An 18775-nucleotide genomic window follows, 5' to 3' on the forward strand; every position below is an offset into this window, starting at 1 on the left:
CGCGCCTTTTGATTTGGTCCTGAAAGGGGGCGACAGCTCAGTCGAGCTGGCGTTCCACTTCCTCGCGTTCGAAAATCTCGATGACATCGTTCGGACGGATGTCGTCGTAATTCTCGAAAGCCATCCCGCATTCCTGACCGGAAATGACCTCTTTGACCTCGTCCTTGAAGCGTTTAAGCGTCTTCAGCGTGCCTTCGTGGATCACCACATCGTCGCGCAGAAGGCGCACGCCCGCGGAACGACGCGCCACACCTTCGGTGACGAGACAGCCAGCAACCTTGCCCACGCCGGAGACCTTGAAGACCTCTTTGATCTGCGCATAACCGATGAAGTTTTCGCGGATCTCGGCAGACAGAAGACCGGAGGCCGCCGCTTTTACGTCATCCACAAGATCGTAGATCACGGAATAATAGCGGATTTCCACGCCCTTCTGGTTCGCGGCATTGCGCGCGGGCGCATTGGCACGAACGTTGAAGCCGATGACCGGCGCGCCGGAGGCTTCGGCCAGGCCAATGTCGGTTTCGGTGATCGCGCCCACACCGTAGTGCAGCACGCGCACACGCACCTCGTCGTTACCGATTTTCTCCATCGCCTGAACGATGGCTTCGGCGGACCCCTGCACGTCGGCTTTCACCAGGATCGGCAGTTCCTTGACGTTCTCGTCGGCTTTGGCCTTCGCCAGAAGCTGATCGAGGGTTGTCGCGGCACCGGCGGCGGCACGTTTGTCCTTGGCGGCCTGTTCGCGATACTCGGCAATCTCGCGGGCTTGCGCTTCGGTCTCAACAACGTTGAGCACGTCACCGGCTTCCGGCGTCCCGTTCAGGCCCAAGACCTCGACCGGCACGGACGGGCCAGCCTCGTCGACGCGGTCGCCCTTGTCGTTGACCAGCGCACGGACCTTGCCCCATTGCTCACCCACAACGAAGATATCGCCGCGTTTGAGCGTACCTTTCTGGATCAGAACGGTGGCAACCGGACCGCGGCCCACATCGAGCTGAGCTTCGATGACGGCACCTTCAGCGGCACGATCCGGGTTGGCCTTGAGTTCGAGAATCTCGGCCTGAAGCGCGATGGCTTCGAGCAGATTGTCGAGCCCCATGCCCGTTTTGGCAGAGACTTCAACGTCCTGCACCTCACCGGACATTTCCTCCACGATCACCTCGTATTGGAGAAGTTCGGTGCGCACTTTCATCGGATCAGCGCCCGGTTTGTCGCATTTGTTGATCGCCACGATCATCGGAACACCCGCCGCCTTCGCGTGCGCGATGGCTTCGACCGTTTGCGGCATGACCGAGTCATCGGCAGCCACAACCAGAACCACGATATCCGTCACCTGCGCCCCGCGGGACCGCATGGAGGTAAAGGCCGCGTGGCCCGGCGTATCGAGGAAGGTCAAGACAGACCCGGATTCCGTCGTTACCTGATAGGCGCCGATGTGCTGGGTGATGCCGCCGGCTTCACCGGAGGTCACGTTGGCATGACGGATCGCATCGAGCAGGGAAGTTTTCCCGTGGTCGACGTGGCCCATGATGGTGATCACCGGTGGACGCGGTTTCAGATCTTCGGCCTTGTCGTCGACCGACTGGATCACGTCCTCGACGTCGGCGTCGGACACACGTTGGATGCGGTGGCCGAATTCCTCGACGATCAGTTCGGCGGTGTCGGCGTCGATCGACTGGTTCTGAGTGACCATCATGCCCATTTTCATGAGCGATTTCACGACATCGGCCACGCGCTCGGCCATGCGGTTCGCCAATTCGGAGACCACGATGGTTTCCGGAACCTGCACGTCACGCACGATTTTCTCGCGCGAATCCGCCCCGCCCATCGCCTTCTGGCGCATGCGTTCCTGTTTGCGCTTCATCGCGGCCATCGAGCGTTGACGTCCGCCTTCGCCACCGTTCAGCGCCTGGTTCACGGTCAGCTTGCCGGAACGACGGTTGTCACCGCCCTTATTGCGTCCGCTACGATCATCCGGCTCACGCGTTTCGCGACCGCGCGCCGGCGTTGCGACACGACCACCACGTTCCTGTTTCTGCATCGCAGCCTGCGCCGCAGCCGGATCGTCGGTCTTCTCAGCAGCCGGGGCCGGCGCCGGTTTCTTGGCAGCGGATTTCGCCGCAGCTTCGCGCTTCTTGGCCTCTTCGGCCTCACGTGCCGCACGGGCGTCCTCTTCTTCCTTGGCTTTCAGCGCCGCTTCGCGCTCCGCCTCTTCGCGGGCCTTTTCTTCGATCTCACGACGACGGCGCTCGCGCTCTTCCTCGCGGGCCTTCTCATCTTCTTCGCGCTTTTTCGCCTCTTCGGCCTCAGCGGCCTTCGCAGCGGCCAGCGCCTTCATCCGGCGCTCCATCTCCGCATCGGAAATGCCAGCCGGACGTTTCGACGGATCGCCCAAAGCCGGGTTGCCCGAGCCCGACGACTTGGAAGCACCCGGCTTCGGCACCACAACACGTTTGCGTTTGGTTTCCACAACCACGTTCTTCGTGCGCCCATGCGAGAAGCTTTGCTTCACCGAACCGGAACCACCACGAAGGCCGAGGGTTTTCTTGCCGTCTGTATCGCTCATTTCGTCGTCTTACCCTTCCCGGCGGAGCCCTCTCCACCGATTGTCTCGCGCACGCCCATAAGGCGGTTGGCATCCTCTACAACACGTTTTGAGAGTCCGCCACCTGCGAGCGCGCCATGTATCACACTTTCGCGGCCAAAAGCCAAACCCAATTCGGAACTCGTCAGATGACCGAACCAACGCCCGCCTTCGGGCGTCCAAAGCTTGCCTTTGCCACGTTCAGAACCGTCCGAGGCCTGGAGCAGCACCTTCGCATGCCCGTCGGCCAGCCAGCTTTTGACCTTTTCAAATCCGCACACCGCCTGACCCGCCTTGCGGGCCAGAGAAATCAGATGCACCACCCGATCCGCCAGCCCCGCCTCAAGCAGATCGACAAATCCGTCGGGTACCGTGACCGGTTGACGTGCTGCCTTAGCAAAGAGGTTTTTCTTTACAGCCTCTTCAAGAGCGGCACGATCCGCGCTGATCCAAAAGCCCCGGCCCGGCAGTTTCTCGGCCAGATCGGGAACGATGAGCCCGTCGGGCGCCACCACGAACCGGATGAGACCACGCCGCGGCTCTGCCTCGCGCGTGACGATGCAGCGCCGTTCCGCCTCATCCCTGACTTTCGTGTGTCCGCCTCTGCTCATCGCTCACCTTCTTGCAAACGAGGCCCGATCAGGCCTCGCTCTCCTCTGTGGTTTCGTCAACCTCTTCCTCGGATTCGAGATCGGCCGGGTCCACCCAGCCAAGCTGAATGCGTGCGGTCATCACGAGGTTCTGGGCTTCTTCGAGGGAGACGTCGAACTTTTCGAGGACACCGTCGTCCTTCACACGTTCGCCGTTCACCGTGGTCCAGCCACCGGCAAGTTCCCAATCGGCGCAGGTCGCGAAATCTTCCAGCGACTTCACGCCGTCCTCGGCCAATGCCTCAATCATCTGGGGTGTCAGACCCTCGAAATCAACCAGGCTGTCTTCCACACCCAGCTCACGGGCATGTTCCATCGCCTTGCGATTGGCCTCTTCGAGCACGTCACGGGCCCGAGCCTGGAGCTCGGTGGCCGTATCTTCATCGACACCGTCGATCACCAGAAGCTCGTCAACGTCGACATAGGCGACCTCTTCCAGGTTCGTGAAACCCTCGGAGACCAGAAGCTGGGCAAAGAATTCGTCCAGATCGAGGCTGTCCATGAAGAGCTGCGTGCGGGCCGCGAATTCTTTCTGACGACGCTCGGATTCTTCGGCTTCGGTCAGGATGTCGATGTCGAGACCGGTGAGCTGCGATGCCAGGCGCACGTTCTGACCGCGACGACCGATGGCCAGCGACAGTTGCTCGTCCGGCACCACGACCTCGATCTTGCCAGCATCCTCGTCGAGCACAACTTTCGACACTTCGGCGGGTTGCAGCGCGTTCACGAGGAAGGTCGGCGCATCGTCATTCCACGGAATGATGTCGATTTTCTCGCCCTGAAGCTCGTTCACCACGGCCTGCACGCGCGAACCGCGCATACCGACACAGGCACCGACCGGGTCGATGGAACCGTCATAGGAGATCACGGCAATCTTCGCGCGCGAACCCGGATCTCGGGCCACGGCCTTGATCTCGATGATGCCATCGTAGATTTCCGGCACTTCCATCTTGAACAGTTCGGCCATGAATTCCGGCGCGGCGCGGCTCAAAAACACTTGAGGCCCGCGCACTTCGCGGCGCACGTCCTTGATGTAGCAACGGATGCGGTCGTTCGGGCGATAGGTCTCGCGACCGATCTTCTCGTTGCGGCGCAGGATGCCTTCGCCGCGACCGATGTCGACGATCACGTTGCCGTATTCCTCGCGTTTCACAACACCGTTGATGATGGTGCCCACACGATCCTTGAACTCGTCGTACTGACGATCACGCTCGGCTTCGCGCACTTTTTGCAGGATGACCTGTTTCGCGGATTGCGCGGCAATCCGGCCCAGTTCCACCGGCGGAACCTCGTCCTTGATCTCGTCGCCGATCTGCGGGTCGGCCATGTATTGCTTGGCCTGTTCGACGGTCAGCTCGGCCTGGTAGTTCTCGAGCTCTTCGTCTTCCACCACCGTGCGCACACGGGTGAAGGTGGCGCGGCCGGTCTTGCGGTCGATGTGGACGCGGATGTCCATTTCCGAGCCGTAACGCGATTTCGCGGCACGGGCGAGGGACTCTTCCATCGCTTCGACCACGAGATTCGGGTCGATCATCTTCTCGCGGGCCACGGCCTCGGCGGTTTGCAACAGCTCAAGCTGGTTTGCAGAGGTGATTGCCATATTCAGTCCTCTCTCAATCCTCTGAAGACCCGTCGTCGGTCTCGATGTCGTCAAATTGGGTTTCGTCGATTGCGCCATTCGCTTTGCGTTGACGCAGCATTTCGCGGATCAGCTCATCGGTCAGCACGAGTTTCGCGTCCGACAGCCAATCGAAATTCAGACCGATGGTGACCTCTTCACCAGTCTCATCTAGGGTGAGCAGAACCTCGTCCCCTTCGACACCGGCAAGCACACCCTTGAAACGGCGGCGGCCGTCGATCATCTCGGTCGTTTCGATCTTGGCCTCATAGCCCTCGAAGGTTGCAAAATCCTTCAGACGGGTCAGCGGACGGTCGATCCCGGGGCTCGACACTTCGAGCGTATATTCATCTTCGATAGGGTCTTCGACGTCGAGAATAGCAGAAACCGCAGTGGAAATCTCGGCACATTCGTCAACTTCGATGCCGCCTTCGGGGCGCTCAGCCATGATTTGCAGCGTCTTCGATTTCGTCGAGGACATCAAACGCACACGCACAAGCTCGAACCCCATCCCTTCGATGACGGGGCCGACGATTTCCGCCATCCGGCGGTCGATCGCGGTCTTGGCAATCAGTTCGGACATGTCTTGCCTTTCAGAACTGGCAACGCCCTCATGAGGAAACTCACGGTAAGGGCACAAAAAAACGGGCGCGCGGCCCGTCGATCTTTCCCGGTGGAGCCTCGGGAACTCCCGACAGCGCCGCTGTTGGAGGGGTCTATACGCGCCCTGCGGCGAATCTGCAAGCCCTATCGCGCCCGCCCTCAACGCCCCAGCCGATCCATGGTCATCACGAGCGCCTCGGTGATCCCTGGCTCCGACAGGGCATGCCCCGCCTGCCCGACCATGATGAGCCGCGATTTCGGCCAGGCTTTGTGCAGCTCATAAGCCGTCTCCGGCGGGCAGATCATATCGAACCGCCCCTGCACGATGGTGCCGGGCACCTCCGCGATCCGGTCGACATTGCGCAAAAGCTGGCCGTCGTGAGCGAGAAAGGCCTTGTTGATAAAGTAATGGTTCTCGATCCGGGCAAAGGTTCGGGCATAGTCCGGCCCCGGATCGCCGACGACACCATCGGACCCCAGCGACGCCAGAGCGTTCTCCCAACGCGACCAGATCCGGCCATAGGTGACCTCCTGCCGGTGGTCGCCGCTAAAGAGGCGCCGGTGATAGGCGGTTATGAGATCGCCCCGCTCCTCCGGTGGGATCGCATCGCGGAACTCTGCCCAATGCATGGGCCAGAACCGCCCCGCCCCCCCGGCATAGAACCAGTCGAGTTCACTTTTGCGTGCAAGGAAGACCCCGCGCAGCACCAGATGGATCACGCGCTCCGGGTGAGTCTCCGCATAGGCCACACCCAGGGTTGCCCCCCAGCTTCCGCCGAACACCATCCAGCGCTCGATGCCCAGCGCCTCGCGAATACGCTCGATATCGGCGACAAGATGCCATGTCGTGTTGGCCTCAACCGAGGCAAAAGGCCGGGATTTCCCGCAGCCGCGCTGATCGAACAGAATGATGCGATAGAGCGATGGATCGAAATAGCGCCGCATATAGGGGCTGCACCCGCCACCGGGACCGCCATGCAAAACCACCACCGGAATCCCCGCAGGATTGCCGCTTTGCTCGACATAAAGCTTGTGCCCGTCGCCGACATCCAGCATGCGGTGGTCATAGACCGCGATTTGCGGATAGAGATAGCTGTATGCGCTGTTTTGGCCTGAGACCTTGTCCATGGGTGTCCTATATAGAGCGGGTCCAAGCGGATGTCCCGACGAAGCGAGTTGAACATGAAGGAGGCGATCATGCAAACCACCATTGACCCCGATGAGGTCGCGAAATTCGAGGCCATGGCCGCCGAATGGTGGGACCCGTCCGGCAAGTTCAAGCCTTTGCACATGATGAACCCGGTTCGGCTCGATTATATCACCACGCAAATTGCCGCAGAGTTCGGGCGCGATCTGTCCGCCGACAAACCGTTTGAGGGGTTGCGTCTTCTCGACATCGGCTGTGGTGGCGGGCTTTTGTCCGAACCGATGGCGCGATTGGGCGCGACCGTCGTGGGCGCGGATGCCGCGGAACGCAATATTCCGGTGGCACAGGTCCATGCCGAACAATCCGGGCTCGACATCGACTATCGTCACACCACCGCCGAAGCACTTGCCGAAGCCGGAGAGCAGTTCGACGTTGTGCTGAACATGGAAGTGGTCGAGCACGTCGCCGACCCGCTTGCCTATCTCACCGCCTGCCAGACACTCTTGAAACCGGGCGGTTTGATGCTGTGTTCGACACTCAATCGCAATCCGAAAAGCTACGCCATGGCCATCTTTGGCGCCGAGGTCGTCATGCGCTGGCTGCCGAAAGGCACCCATGAGTGGAAGAAATTCATCACGCCCGATGAGCTGGTCGACCTGATTTCGAAAGCGGGTCTTGAACCGGTGGACCGCAAAGGCTTCGTGTTCAATCCGATCCTGTGGAAATGGTCGATCTCGGCGCGCGATCTTTCGGTCAATTACGTGACGGCTTCAATCAAGAAATAGACCCTATTTCGGCGTCCGTGACGCGGATACCACCCGCTCGACCGGAACGAACCCCGCGCGCTGATACAGTCGCGCAGCGGTGGTGCCGTCTTCCGCCACGATCACCTGACGCGCATCGGGATAACGCGCCACCGCGCATGCACTGACCTCCCCCAGAAATGCCGCGCAGAGGCCGCGACGACGATGGCTTGCGCGGGTTTCGACAGATTGGTAGCGCACCAGAGCCGGGGACCAGACCAGCCCCATATCGGCCACAAGCAGTTGCCCCTCGAACAATCCGTACCAGACGCCTCGTCCAGCCTCACTCACCTGACGCCTGCGCAAAAAGCTCTTTTCGATATAGCTTTGGGCTGTGTTCGGCTCGAATCCGTCGCGCAACATCCCCTCGAGCTGCAATGCAATCACAGCCTCCCAGTCGGCATCCGATATTATCTGCCGAAACGCGATGCCGTCCGGCAAGCCCGGTCGCGCCGCCCGATCGCCCGCAAGCGTGATCCCGGTTTCGATCTCGTAGCCTGCCGTCTCGAATGCCGCTGCGAAAGGTCTCGTATCCGCATCGGGCACATCCCAGAAGATCACGGAAAAATATGCCTCGGGATGATCCCCCTGCGCGATGGCGATCTGTGTCTCCGCTTCCGCCGCATTTTTCGGCAGTGACTTAAAAATCGTGCGATTGCCGAACCAGAAATCGGGTTGAGCGGGCGTGTTCTGGACAAACCGGTCCGCATGGCACGTCAACTCGGACTGATCCCCCATGACGAGGAGGTCCGTTGCAAGTTCGAGCGTCTCAAGATCCGTCATCTTCAAGCCGTATCCTCATTTCGCGCAGCACAGGCAGAGCCGCCTTTACCCGTTCCGTTCCGATGGCCTCGACAATATCAGACAGGATCGGCGCAATCGCCGCTAGAGCCGCATCCCGGGCTGCGCGTCCGGCGGGCGAAATCGACACGAATTTGCGGCGCGCATCGTCCCAATCGGGCCGGACGTGGATATACCCCGCCCATTCCAGCTTGTTGATCGTGTTGGTCATCGCGCCGCGGGTGACGTGAAAGGCACGGGCCAACTGGGCCGGAGAGCGCTCATCCCCCAGCCGTGCAAGGTGATTGAGCAAAGAAAAATGGCTGATCTCCATACCTTTCGGCAGGGCTTTGGTCAGCCGGTTGCGCGCCAACTGATCGGCCATGAAAATCTCGGAAAACAGCGCGACCGAGAGGGCATCGTTGTTGGAAGACCCGCTCATGTCTCGACCCTGAACTCCCGATCGTGCGACAGGGCCGGAATGCGTTTGCGCGCCTTGTCGACTTCGGCCAGATCAAGCTCGACAAGACCCCAACCCGGCTCGACGCCCCCATCGAAGAGCACTTCGCCCCAAGGCGACACCGCCAGAGAATGCCCGTAGGTGCAGCGGTTCACATCGACCTTTTCGCGGTGATGTCCGGTCTGCGCTGGCGCCAGAACGAAACATCCGGTTTCGATGGCCCGCGCGCGCAACAGACTATGCCAATGCGCCTCGCCGGTGATCGCCGTGAAAGCCGCGGGCTGGGTAATGATCTGTGCGCCCGCCTTCGCCAGCGTCCGGTGCAGATGCGGGAAACGCAGGTCGTAACAGATGGTCATGCCGATCCTGGCAAAAGGTGTGGTGGCAACCACCGCCTTTTCACCGGGACGATAGCCATCGGATTCGCGGTAACGCTCGGTGTCGCTCACATCCACATCGAACATGTGAATTTTATCGTAACGCGCAGCGATCTCTCCCTCCGGCGAGATCAGGAAAGACCGGTTGGCAAAACGCCCGTCCGGGTCATCTGTTTTCAGGCCTAGAGAGCCGATCAAGAGCCAAATCTGGCGCAAACGGGCAGTTTCACGCAGAGCGGCCAGCGTCGGATCGTCGGCCTCGTGACACAGGACCTCTTTCTGATGGGCCCGCGACGAAGACACGCAATTGGTCACCTCCGGCGTCATCACGATTTCGGCCCCCGCATCGGCAGCGGCGTTCACAAAGCCCTGCGTGATCGGCAGGTTGAAGAGCGGATCGTCGCTCGAATTCAGGGTGATGAGACCGACGCGCAACATGGATCAGCCCGCCAGGAGCGGATCGAGCTTGCCCGCGCGCTCCAGCGCATGGAGATCGTCACAACCGCCGACATGGGTGTCGCCGATGAAAATCTGCGGCACGGTATAGCTGCCGGGCGCACGTTGCATCATTTCCTGACGCAGCGCGGGATTGGCCATGACGTCGATGTCGGTGTATTCAACGCCCTTGCTGTCGAGAAGACGCTTGGCGGCAATGCAATAAGGGCAGATGGGCGTTGTGTAGAGCGTGACGGGTTGCATGAGAGGAAATCCTTTTGTCTTGCGGCGACTATAAGGATTTAGGCCTCCCTGTCCACGCGCGCCAGAACCGCAACATGGACCGACGTCGCGCCAGCCTTGCGACAGGCCTGTGCACATTCGCCCAAGGTCGCACCCGTTGTCAGCACATCGTCGATCAGCAACACGGGCCGCCCCTCGATCCGCCCAGCCTGTGCGCGGTTGATTCGGATGGCGCCAGCCACGGTATCGCGCCGCTGTTCCGCCGTCATGCCATCGAGCTTGCGCGTCGCCGACGGGCGCCTCAACAGGTCCGGAATGTAGTTCACCCCATGGAGTTTCGCGACTCTCTGCCCCAAAAGTGCCGATTGATTGTAACGCCGCCGGAGCAGGCGCAACCAATGCAGCGGCACCGGCGCCACCACCGTCTCCGGCGCGATCAAGGGCGCTGCCGCCTCCGCGAGCCAGGTTCCCATCGGATGCGCCAGATCGGTACGGTCGCCATGTTTGAAGCGCAACACCATGGAGCGCGCATTGCCTCCGTAAAGCATGACCGCCCGACCACGGTCCCAGTCCTTCGGTCGGCTGCGGCAATCGTCACACAGATCGCCCTCCTCGGCATCGCCGACCAGAGGCCGTCCGCAACAATCGCAGGGATGATCCACGATATACGGCGTTTCGGACCAGCATTTCGGGCACAGACCACGCTCAACCTCGATCATTTCGTCGCAGGTCAGGCATTGCGCCGGATAGATCAGTTTGGCCAGTCTTTGCATTTCCCGTCCGACTACCTAGATTGACGCCCGCAGACCATCATCAGGACGAACCCCATGTCACAGCCCCCTCTCCTCGTCGATCGGGAACAAATTGCCCGAAACCGGCAACGTGCGATGCGGATGGGAGGGGATTTCTTCCTGCATGAGGAGGCCCGTTTCGAAATCGAGGATCGGGTGGATATGGTTAACAAATCGTTTACATCTCCCGCCGTGGTCACGGGTTTTCCCGAAATGTGGGCAGGATACTTTCCCGAGGCCAAGATCGTTCCCGACGATGACATCCTCGCCCTCGAAGAAGGGGCGCATGATCTGGTGATCCACGCCATGAGCCTGCATTGGGCAAACGATCCGGTCGGACAGCTCATCCAATGCAATCGCGCGCTTAAGCCGGACGGGCTCATGATCGCCGCGTTTTTCGGGGATCAGACCCTCAATGAGCTGCGCGCCTGTCTCGGTCAGGCGGAGACGATGGTCAGCGGCGGGCTGTCACCGCGCGTCCTGCCGATGGGGGAACTGCGCGATCTCGGTGCTTTGCTGCAACGTGCCTCCTTCGCCCTTCCGGTCGCGGACAAGACCGTGCGCAAGGTGACCTACCCGTCCCTTTCGCGCATGGTCGAAGACCTGCGCGCCATGGGAGAAAGCAATGCTCTGACGGCCCGGCTCAGAATACCGAGCCCGGCCCGACTCTTCGTGACAGCCGAACAACTCTACAAAGATCACTTTTCCGAAGACGGGCGACTGATCGCCACGTTCGACATGGTATTTCTCACCGGTTGGGCACCGGATGAGAGCCAGCCGAAACCGCTGATGCCCGGCTCCGCGAGGATGCGTCTGGCCGATGCACTTCACACCGAAGAATTCAAGCTACCGGAAGGCTGAGCTTGACCCGCCCCCGAACCGACCTAAGCCTAGAACAAACAAAAATCAGGAAGATCACATGGGACTCATGAAGCCTTCGCGGCTGAACACCAACGCACCGGACGCCACCTGTCCGCTGCATGCGCCGAAAGACCATCCGAAAGTGCCCAGGGAAAAGATCGGCGTGTTGCTCGCCAATCTCGGAACCCCGGACGCCACGGATTACTGGTCGATGCGGCGGTATCTGGGTGAGTTCCTGTCCGACAAGCGGGTGATCGACTACCCTTGGTGGAAATGGCAACCGATTCTGCAAGGCATCGTTCTGACCTTCCGCCCCTCTAAATCCGGGGCGGCCTACAAGTCGATCTGGAACACCGAGGCGGATGAAAGCCCGTTGATGACGATCACCAAGGAGCAGGTGAGTGCAATCAAGATTGCGCTCGAAGCGGAATATGGCGATCGGGTCATGGTCGATTTCTGTATGCGTTACGGCAACCCCTCAACCAAATCCAAGGTTGAAGAACTGGTTGCCGAAGGCTGCTCGAAAATCCTGTTTTTCCCGCTCTACCCGCAATATGCCGGGGCCACGACAGCGACCGCAAATGATCAGTTCTTCCGCGCACTGATGGAAGAAAACTGGCAACCCGCGTCCCGCACCGTGCCACCCTATTTCGACGATCCCGCCTATATCGACGCCCTCGCGCAATCCGTCGAGCGCGCCTATGCGGCGGCGAAGCGCAAACCGGACATCCTGATCTGTTCCTATCACGGCCTGCCGGAACGCTACCTGAAAGAGGGCGGCGACCCCTATCATTGCCAATGCCAGAAAACGACTCGGCTTTTGAAAGAGCGTCTGGGCTGGAACGAAACCCGGATCATGACCACCTTCCAGTCCAAATTTGGCCCCGAAGAGTGGCTTCAGCCCTATACGGTCGAAGAGGTCGCGCGTCAGGCCGGGAAAGGTAACAAGAGTATTGCCGTCTGCGCCCCGGCCTTTTCCGCCGATTGCATCGAGACGCTCGAAGAGATCAACGAAGAGATCAGGGAAAGCTTTGAGCATGCAGGCGGTGAGGAGTTTCTCTATATCCCCTGTCTCAACGCGGACCCGCTGCACATCAGCGCGCTGGTCGGTCAGGTCAGGAAAAACCTTGCCGGATGGGTGTAACCCCTCCGGCCTATCCTCTGGACAAATGAAAAGGGCGGTTCAAAAGAACCGCCCTTTCAATTCTGTTGTGTCTGGCGACGATTAGTCGGCAGCAACAGCAGCAGCCACCAGAGCCAGGATCAGAAGCGGCACAACGTAGCCACCAGCGGACGAAGAAGAGGTTTCTTCGACAACAACCGGAGCTTCGATGACCGGCTCAGAGTAGCCGCCAGCAAAAGAAGCGGTGCCAGCCAGAGCGAAAACGGCAGCAACAGCGAGTTTTTTCATAGTCAATCCTCCTTGAACCCCACGACAGAGGGCAGGTTTGTTTCACACAATCAGCTATATGAACCAATCGTGAGCAAAATCAATTGCTCCTTTGATCCTGCCATATTTTCCGACCTCTTGTCGTCAAATTAGCAACACTTGCGTGCCGACCTTGGCGAGCTGAAACAGCTCCGCGATGTGTTCGTTGTACAAACCGATGCACCCGTTCGAGGACCGACGCCCGATCTTGCGCGTGTCGTGGGTGCCGTGGATACGGTAATACTGCCAGCTCAGATAAAGCGCATGAGTGCCCAGCGGATTGTTCGGACCGGGACCAACAAAGTCGGGCCATTCGGGATTGCGTTGCTTCATCGACGGCGTCGGCGCCCAACTCGGCCCCTCGACCTTGCGGATTACCTCGGTCCGTCCGCGACGGGTCAGATCCTCGCTCAACGGCACGGAGGTCGGGTAGAGTTTATAGATGCTCTGGTCTTCGCTCCAGAAATGCAATGCCCGAGAGGTCGTGTCCACAAGGATCGCCCCGTTGCGCAGATTGCTGAAATAGGGTCGCCAATCCAGCGAGCGAAAGCTCGAAATGTTGCGGCGTACCACGGTCGAGAGATCGTTCTCCATCTCCGTCGTCCCTTCCGACTGCGCAAGCGCAGGCGTGCTCAACAGCGCGACACTCCCGGCCACGAAACTGCGCCGGGAAAACTTGAAAACGGGGGCTTTACTCATGAGACTTCGCCATTTCGTGATGTGATCTTGATCGCCATGCGTTATATGGCGCGTTTGTTGCAGTCGCAAATCAAACAATCGTTCATGGGCGCCCCTCATGGCGAAAAGCCGCGAACAGGATTTGATCCCGGCCCGCAAAGCGATTAACTCATGCCAATCATCTTGGCCAAAAATCCCGGCCGCTAAAGTTCATGGAGTATCCGGAATGTCGCGCATCGTCGCCATCCTCATGTTGGCCCTGGTCGGTCTGACCGCTTGTGAAACACCGACCGAACGTCTTGGCCCCGATGGCAAGCCCCTGCCCCGCGTCTATCGCGTCCACGCCAAGGACGAAGCGACGATCCAGTATCGCATGCTCGATTCGATCAACGCCCTGCGGTCCGCCGCCGGCGAACGTCCGGTACAGCTCAACGCCAACCTAAACGCCGCCGCCGCAACCCATTCGCGCGACATGCACGTCCAGAACCGCCCTTGGCATTTCGGCTCCGACGGCTCTTCGCCGCTCGATCGGGTGACACGCTCGGGCTACAGCGGACTGATGCTGGGCGAGAATATTTCCGAGACCTACGAGACCGAGCTCGAGACTCTTTCAGCTTGGATGGAGCAGCCCGACACGCGTGACGTCATCCTCGACAGCCGCGCCACCGATATCGGCTTTGCCTGGTATCAGGAGGACAGCGGCAAGCTCTGGTGGACCCTGCTGATCGGGGCGCAGACCGCACAGGCCTACGCCGCCAACTAAGGCGTAGCATCCAGATATTACGGGAAAATATCGACCTGGGTGCCGTTCTGCACCATCATGTAGATTTTCTCGATATGGCGATCCTTGACGGCGATGCACCCCGCAGTCCAGTCCTTGCCCTTGCCACGGTTCTCACCGGCCCGGCCATGGATGAAAATATCACCTCCGGGACGCCGCCCCATTGCCTGAGCATAGGCGGCATCTTCGGCGTTCGGATAGGAAATCCCGAGCGACAGGTGATAGGCGGAATTCGGATTGCGGCGGTCGATGATATAGCTGCCTTCCGGCGTCTTGCCATCGCCCTCGAATTGCTTCGGACCGACCGGATTGCCACCCAGACCGATCTTGTACTCCTGAACGATCTCATCTCCATGCAGGAGATAAAGTCTGCGCCGCTCCTTGTAGATCACCACCCGGGTAATCTCCGGCCCCGAATAGGGCTTCAGTTCGCGTGCAAACGCAGCTTTGGAAAAGGCCAGCGCAGAGGCTGCCGAGACAAGGAAAACCCGCCGTTTCATGATCACTACCCGATCTTTGTTTTTTCCACTCCATACACCGGATCGGCAAATCCCGCCAAATCATTTTCGCAGATCAGGCGCGTCGAAAACAGGCGGCAATTTCAACATGGGTCGACCAGCGGAACTGATCCACTGGCACGATCCACTCAAACTCAAAGCCCGAATCGATAAGCTGTTTGGCATCACGGGCAAAGGTGATTGCGTTACAGGACACGAATCCCACACGCGTCAGATTGCTTTTGGAGATTTCCGCGCATTGCGCCTGCGCCCCTGCCCGCGGCGGGTCTATCACAGCGGCATCGAATCGGTTGAGTTCATCGCTGCGCGCAGGCTGCCGGAACAGATCCCGCGTCTCGACAGACATACGTTTCAGCCCCGGTGCCTGGCGCCAGCCTTTCATCAACGCATCGAGCATATCGGAGACACCTTCGACCGCATGCACCTCGGCACTTTCCGCCAGAGGCAGAGAAAACGTACCGCAACCAGCAAAGAGGTCGATAATTCGCTCCGCATCGCCAACCGCCCGCCGCATCAGCGCCACCAGAGCGGCCTGCCCTGCGGCGGTCGCCTGCAAAAATGCACCCGGGGGCGGAACGACGAGAGCTTTACCGAAACTCAGGAAGGGCAGCGCCTCTCCAGCAAGATCTTCGCCATTCCACGACAAGCGAGACAGACCCAAATCCCGCACGAATTGGCCCAATTCGACCCGCATCCCGAGATCGAGCGGCTTGCCATTCCGAACCGAAATATCCAGCCCACTGTCGGAGGCGATCACGGTGATGTCCATCTCTCCGCGCCGCGATCCCCCCAGTTCGACCAGCCGTTCCAGATCGGCGTAATGTGCCATGATTTCAGGCACCATCAGGATGCAATCCGGCACCGGCACCAGACTGTCGGAGGCGCGGGCATGAAGTCCGAGCATCACACCCTTTTTCGTCCGCCTTCCATGAAACACTGCACGTCGTCGACTTTGCGTTGGAGAGGTCAAAATAGGCTCTAACCCGGTGGAAATCCCCTGATGACGCAATGCGGTGGCGACAAAATCGGTTTTCCACTGCGCCACGAAATCATCCGAGGCATGTTGCAGGGCACAGCCTCCACAAGCCCTGGCATGTCGGCACGCAGGCTTCACCCGGTCAGGCGACGGCGTGACAATACGGACGTCTGCGATCCGCCCCTCGGCAGGCGTACCTTCGACCACCTCCCCCGGCAAAGCGTTCGGCACGAAGAGGCCTTCCGCCGTAATGCCATCGCCCTTATGGCCCAACCGCTGAATGACGTACTCCATCAGCCTCTCTCCACACCTCGCAACAGCTCTTCTTTCGTGAGACGAAAGCTGCTGTCGATCCAATCCTGCTCAAGCCGCTTTAAAGCCGCGCCCAACTCTTTCCCGAAAAGAGAGGTCATCAGATCACCCGCCGCAATCGGAAACTGCGCCGCCAGGCCTTCGCGTATCTCTTTTGCAAGCGTCTCCGGCAAAGGCTGTTCCAGAAAGGCCGCGCGCAGGGTCATGGCCCCTATCGCAATCGTTTCACCCTCCCGATAGGCAATTTCCTGAGCGCTTTGCATTCCGAGAGCGGCTTCTCGCAAGGCCCGATAATACCGGATTTGAGGCTTCGACAGACGCAAAAGCTCCGCCACATCGAAATCCCCCAGAGCCGCAAGACGCAGGATCGGATCGGGCGCCCGCTCCAGAGAGGTCAGAATGAAAAGCGCCTTGGTCGACGCGCCCGGCAAAAGCGCATTCAACACCCCGCTCTGATCCATTGCGCCCAGCGCACGATCAGGTGAGGTGGCGGACAAGAGTTTGATCATCTCATGCCCGATCCGTTCCCGAGACAGGCGCGCGAGGCCATCGATATGCGCAGCACAGGCCGAGAGTCCATCGGGGTCGAGCCCCGCCTCGTCATCCCCATACCAGGCGTGAAACCGAAAAAACCGCAGAATTCGTAAGTAATCCTCACGAATCCGCTGTACTGGATCGTCAATGAACCGCACCCGTCTCGCCTCAAGATCCGAAAGCCCGCCAAGCGGATCGACGATGCGGCCATCGGCCTTCGCATAAAGTGCATTCATCGTGAAATCGCGCCGATGTGCATCCTCCTCAAGCGTCTCGGAAAAGGCCACGACGGCACGACGCCCGTCGGTTTCCACGTCCCTGCGAAAAGTCGTGATCTCGAAAGGCTCCCCCTCGACAACCACCGTGATCGTCCCGTGATCAATGCCGGTCGGAATCGCCTTGAACCCCGCGGCTTTGGCCAGTTCCACGGTGCGCTCCGGGCGCACCCGCGTGGCAATGTCGAGATCGCTGACCGGCACACCCAACAGGCTGTTGCGAACACAGCCGCCCACGAAATAAGCCTCCTCCCCCGCCTCGGAAAACATCGACATGATGCATTGCGCGGGAGAGCTTTCGATCCAGTCCGCCGTAAGTTTCATGACCCGCTCACCCGATCCGCAAGCACACGCAAGATCCGCGCTGTCGCTCCCCAGATGTAATAGGGCCCATATGGCACGGTGTAGAAGGAACGCATCTGACCGCGCCAGCGTCGGGACTGGATGGAGAAGTTCTTGGCATCAAGCACATGGGACAGAGGAACTTCAAAAACTTCAGAAACTTCCCCCTCTTCGGCAATTGGCGTGAAATCACCTCTGATCCAGCCCAAAACCGGGAACATTTCAAATTGCGTCACAGTTTCATGGGTCGGAAGCTCCCCCAAAACCTCGACAAGAGAGCGCGGCAGGCCGATCTCTTCGGTCGCTTCGCGCAGGGCGGCATCAATGGGGTCGCGGTCCGTGGGATCGACACGCCCGCCCGGAAACGCGATCTGACCGGGGTGATGTTTCAACGCCGAGGAGCGTTTGGTAAGGATCAGCCGCAGCCCCTGAGGCGTGTCTCGGATCGGCACGAGAACACCCGCAGGGCGCAGTTTCGCCGTCGCAGCCGGACGCAGGTCTCGGTTCAGGTCGAAATCCGAAGAAGATGCCCCCGGATCACTCAGCAGAGCCTTGAGGGCATCCCGATCAATCGGCGTCACCATCTGGGCTTTCCTCCGCTTCGAACCCGACGGTTTTCGGGTCGAGCACATAATGCGCGCCGCAGAACTGGCAATCCGCCGTCACGACACCCTCGTCGGTGGTCATGCGCAAAATATCCTTGGCCGAATAGATCGACAGGCTCTGACGCACCTTTTCCTCCGAACAGTTACAGCCAAAATGCACAGGTTGCGGGTCGAACACGCGGGGACGTTCCTCGTGGAACAGGCGCACGAGCAATTCCGTCGGCTGCACATGCGGACCGATCAGTTCCATATCCTCGACCGTATCGAGCAGAATATTGGCCCGGTTCCAGTCCTCGAAATCGTCATCGTTCAGGATGTCGGCCGCCTGCAAAAGACCGTCCTCGTTGTCCTGTTGTGCGGCGAAAGGCGAAGCTTTCGGCATTTTCTGGAGCATGATGCCACCAGCACGCCAATGCTCCTCCCCTCCCGCCAGACGGGTGGTGCCGAAAGTTGTGGAGAATCGCGTCGGCAATTGCTCCGATTGCGCGAAATAGGTCTCGGCACAGGACGACAGAGAACCGCCCGAAATCGGGGTGATGCCCTGATAGGGCACCATCCCCTTGCCCTGGTCGATCAGGATCGCAAAATAGCCTTTGCCGATCTGGGAAAACGCATCGACACGCGGCAAAAGCCGGTTGGCATCGAAGGATGCATAGGCGCGGATACGTGCCGGTTCGCCCTCGGCAGTGGGCGCATAGTAATCGGTCGCGATCAGACGCGCCGGACCATCGCCGCGCACCTGAAGGGAAAGTTTCCAGCGCAGCTTCATCGTCTGGCCGATCATTGCCGTCAAAAGCGCCATTTCCGCGACCAGGGCCTCGATTTCCGGCGGGTAGGCATGCTGTGCGAGGATGCGATTGAGCACCCCGTCGAGACGCGCCACGCGCCCGCGGATGTCCGAGGCATCCAGTTGGAAAGGCAGGACGGTATCGTCCCAGGCAATTTTCGATCCGAGCATTTGTGCTTCCCCTCA

General features: G+C 60.0%; 21 protein-coding genes. 4 read left to right on the forward strand and 17 right to left on the reverse strand.

Going from position 1 to position 18775, the window contains the following annotated elements; all coding sequences use genetic code 11:
• Nucleotides 1-37: 37 nt before the first annotated feature.
• The 5 genes from infB to pip form a co-directional block, all read right to left on the reverse strand.
• Nucleotides 38-2566, reverse strand: coding sequence for a translation initiation factor IF-2 (gene infB, locus CEW89_RS12710; protein ID WP_096806138.1), 2529 nt, complete (start codon nt 2564-2566; stop codon nt 38-40).
• Nucleotides 2563-3195: an RNA-binding protein gene (locus tag CEW89_RS12715; RefSeq protein ID WP_066703373.1), complete on the reverse strand. Its 633-nt coding sequence runs from the start codon at nt 3193-3195 to the stop codon at nt 2563-2565. The genes infB and CEW89_RS12715 overlap by 4 nt, the downstream gene beginning before the upstream one ends.
• Nucleotides 3196-3223: 28 nt before the next feature.
• Nucleotides 3224-4834, reverse strand: coding sequence for a transcription termination factor NusA (gene nusA / locus CEW89_RS12720; protein WP_096806139.1), 1611 nt, complete (start codon nt 4832-4834; stop codon nt 3224-3226).
• Nucleotides 4835-4847: 13 nt separating this feature from the next.
• Entirely contained in the window at nt 4848-5435 is a 588-nt protein-coding gene (gene rimP, locus CEW89_RS12725) for a ribosome maturation factor RimP (protein ID WP_066703379.1), read from the reverse strand.
• Nucleotides 5436-5614: 179 nt separating this feature from the next.
• Complete coding sequence (pip, locus tag CEW89_RS12730) at nt 5615-6583, reverse strand: prolyl aminopeptidase (RefSeq protein WP_096806140.1); 969 nt, start codon at nt 6581-6583, stop codon at nt 5615-5617.
• Nucleotides 6584-6652: 69 nt separating this feature from the next.
• Between pip and ubiG the strand changes: the two genes are divergently transcribed.
• Nucleotides 6653-7387 carry a bifunctional 2-polyprenyl-6-hydroxyphenol methylase/3-demethylubiquinol 3-O-methyltransferase UbiG gene (gene ubiG / locus CEW89_RS12735; RefSeq protein WP_066703602.1) on the forward strand — a complete coding sequence of 245 codons (735 nt, stop codon included), beginning with the start codon at nt 6653-6655 and terminating at the stop codon, nt 7385-7387.
• 3 nt (nt 7388-7390) lie between these two features.
• On the opposite strand, the gene CEW89_RS12740 is transcribed toward ubiG, so the two are convergent.
• The 5 genes from CEW89_RS12740 to CEW89_RS12760 are packed head-to-tail and all read right to left on the reverse strand — an operon-like array spanning nt 7391 to nt 10473.
• Nucleotides 7391-8188, reverse strand: coding sequence for a GNAT family N-acetyltransferase (locus CEW89_RS12740; protein WP_096806141.1), 798 nt, complete (start codon nt 8186-8188; stop codon nt 7391-7393).
• On the reverse strand, nt 8175-8627 hold the full coding sequence (locus CEW89_RS12745) for a MarR family winged helix-turn-helix transcriptional regulator (RefSeq protein ID WP_066703388.1): 453 nt from the start codon (nt 8625-8627) through the stop codon (nt 8175-8177). Before CEW89_RS12745 ends, CEW89_RS12740 begins: the two co-directional genes overlap by 14 nt.
• Nucleotides 8624-9460, reverse strand: a complete 837-nt coding sequence (locus CEW89_RS12750) for a carbon-nitrogen hydrolase family protein (protein WP_420795652.1) — start codon at nt 9458-9460, stop codon at nt 8624-8626. The genes CEW89_RS12745 and CEW89_RS12750 overlap by 4 nt, the downstream gene beginning before the upstream one ends.
• A gap of 3 nt (nt 9461-9463) precedes the next feature.
• Nucleotides 9464-9721, reverse strand: coding sequence for a glutaredoxin 3 (gene grxC, locus CEW89_RS12755; RefSeq protein WP_066703391.1), 258 nt, complete (start codon nt 9719-9721; stop codon nt 9464-9466).
• Nucleotides 9722-9759: 38 nt separating this feature from the next.
• The gene (locus CEW89_RS12760; protein ID WP_066703394.1) at nt 9760-10473 is read right to left on the reverse strand and encodes a ComF family protein; all 714 of its coding nucleotides are present in this window, start codon (nt 10471-10473) and stop codon (nt 9760-9762) included.
• Nucleotides 10474-10527: 54 nt separating this feature from the next.
• Between CEW89_RS12760 and CEW89_RS12765 the strand changes: the two genes are divergently transcribed.
• Both CEW89_RS12765 and hemH read left to right on the forward strand, forming a co-directional pair.
• On the forward strand, nt 10528-11352 hold the full coding sequence (locus tag CEW89_RS12765; RefSeq protein WP_066703397.1) for a methyltransferase domain-containing protein: 825 nt from the start codon (nt 10528-10530) through the stop codon (nt 11350-11352).
• Nucleotides 11353-11410: 58 nt separating this feature from the next.
• On the forward strand, nt 11411-12496 hold the full coding sequence (gene hemH, locus CEW89_RS12770) for a ferrochelatase (RefSeq protein WP_244906057.1): 1086 nt from the start codon (nt 11411-11413) through the stop codon (nt 12494-12496).
• 81 nt (nt 12497-12577) lie between these two features.
• Here the strand turns inward: hemH and CEW89_RS12775 are convergent, their stop codons facing one another.
• Both CEW89_RS12775 and CEW89_RS12780 read right to left on the reverse strand, forming a co-directional pair.
• Nucleotides 12578-12763 carry a hypothetical protein gene (locus tag CEW89_RS12775; RefSeq protein ID WP_066703401.1) on the reverse strand — a complete coding sequence of 62 codons (186 nt, stop codon included), beginning with the start codon at nt 12761-12763 and terminating at the stop codon, nt 12578-12580.
• A 123-nt stretch (nt 12764-12886) separates the two neighbouring features.
• The gene (locus CEW89_RS12780; RefSeq protein WP_066703404.1) at nt 12887-13480 is read right to left on the reverse strand and encodes a L,D-transpeptidase; all 594 of its coding nucleotides are present in this window, start codon (nt 13478-13480) and stop codon (nt 12887-12889) included.
• A gap of 205 nt (nt 13481-13685) precedes the next feature.
• Between CEW89_RS12780 and dalA the strand changes: the two genes are divergently transcribed.
• Complete coding sequence (gene dalA / locus CEW89_RS12785) at nt 13686-14222, forward strand: divisome-associated lipoprotein DalA (protein ID WP_066703407.1); 537 nt, start codon at nt 13686-13688, stop codon at nt 14220-14222.
• Between the two features lie 17 nt (nt 14223-14239).
• Here the strand turns inward: dalA and CEW89_RS12790 are convergent, their stop codons facing one another.
• The 5 genes from CEW89_RS12790 to hslO form a co-directional block, all read right to left on the reverse strand.
• Nucleotides 14240-14740 (reverse strand): L,D-transpeptidase family protein, encoded by a 501-nt coding sequence (locus tag CEW89_RS12790; RefSeq protein ID WP_066703610.1) that lies wholly within the window; start codon nt 14738-14740, stop codon nt 14240-14242.
• Between the two features lie 73 nt (nt 14741-14813).
• Entirely contained in the window at nt 14814-16028 is a 1215-nt protein-coding gene (locus CEW89_RS12795; RefSeq protein ID WP_157779844.1) for a class I SAM-dependent RNA methyltransferase, read from the reverse strand.
• Nucleotides 16028-17179 carry a CCA tRNA nucleotidyltransferase gene (locus CEW89_RS12800; RefSeq protein WP_198403420.1) on the reverse strand — a complete coding sequence of 384 codons (1152 nt, stop codon included), beginning with the start codon at nt 17177-17179 and terminating at the stop codon, nt 16028-16030. The genes CEW89_RS12795 and CEW89_RS12800 overlap by 1 nt, the downstream gene beginning before the upstream one ends.
• The gene (locus tag CEW89_RS12805; RefSeq protein ID WP_096806142.1) at nt 17176-17781 is read right to left on the reverse strand and encodes a CoA pyrophosphatase; all 606 of its coding nucleotides are present in this window, start codon (nt 17779-17781) and stop codon (nt 17176-17178) included. Before CEW89_RS12805 ends, CEW89_RS12800 begins: the two co-directional genes overlap by 4 nt.
• Nucleotides 17765-18760, reverse strand: a complete 996-nt coding sequence (gene hslO / locus CEW89_RS12810) for an Hsp33 family molecular chaperone HslO (RefSeq protein ID WP_096806143.1) — start codon at nt 18758-18760, stop codon at nt 17765-17767. The genes CEW89_RS12805 and hslO overlap by 17 nt, the downstream gene beginning before the upstream one ends.
• Between the last annotated feature and the right edge of the window lie 15 nt (nt 18761-18775).

Origin of the sequence: Celeribacter ethanolicus (assembly GCF_002407265.1) — a bacterium.
Lineage (GTDB): Bacteria > Pseudomonadota > Alphaproteobacteria > Rhodobacterales > Rhodobacteraceae > Celeribacter > Celeribacter ethanolicus.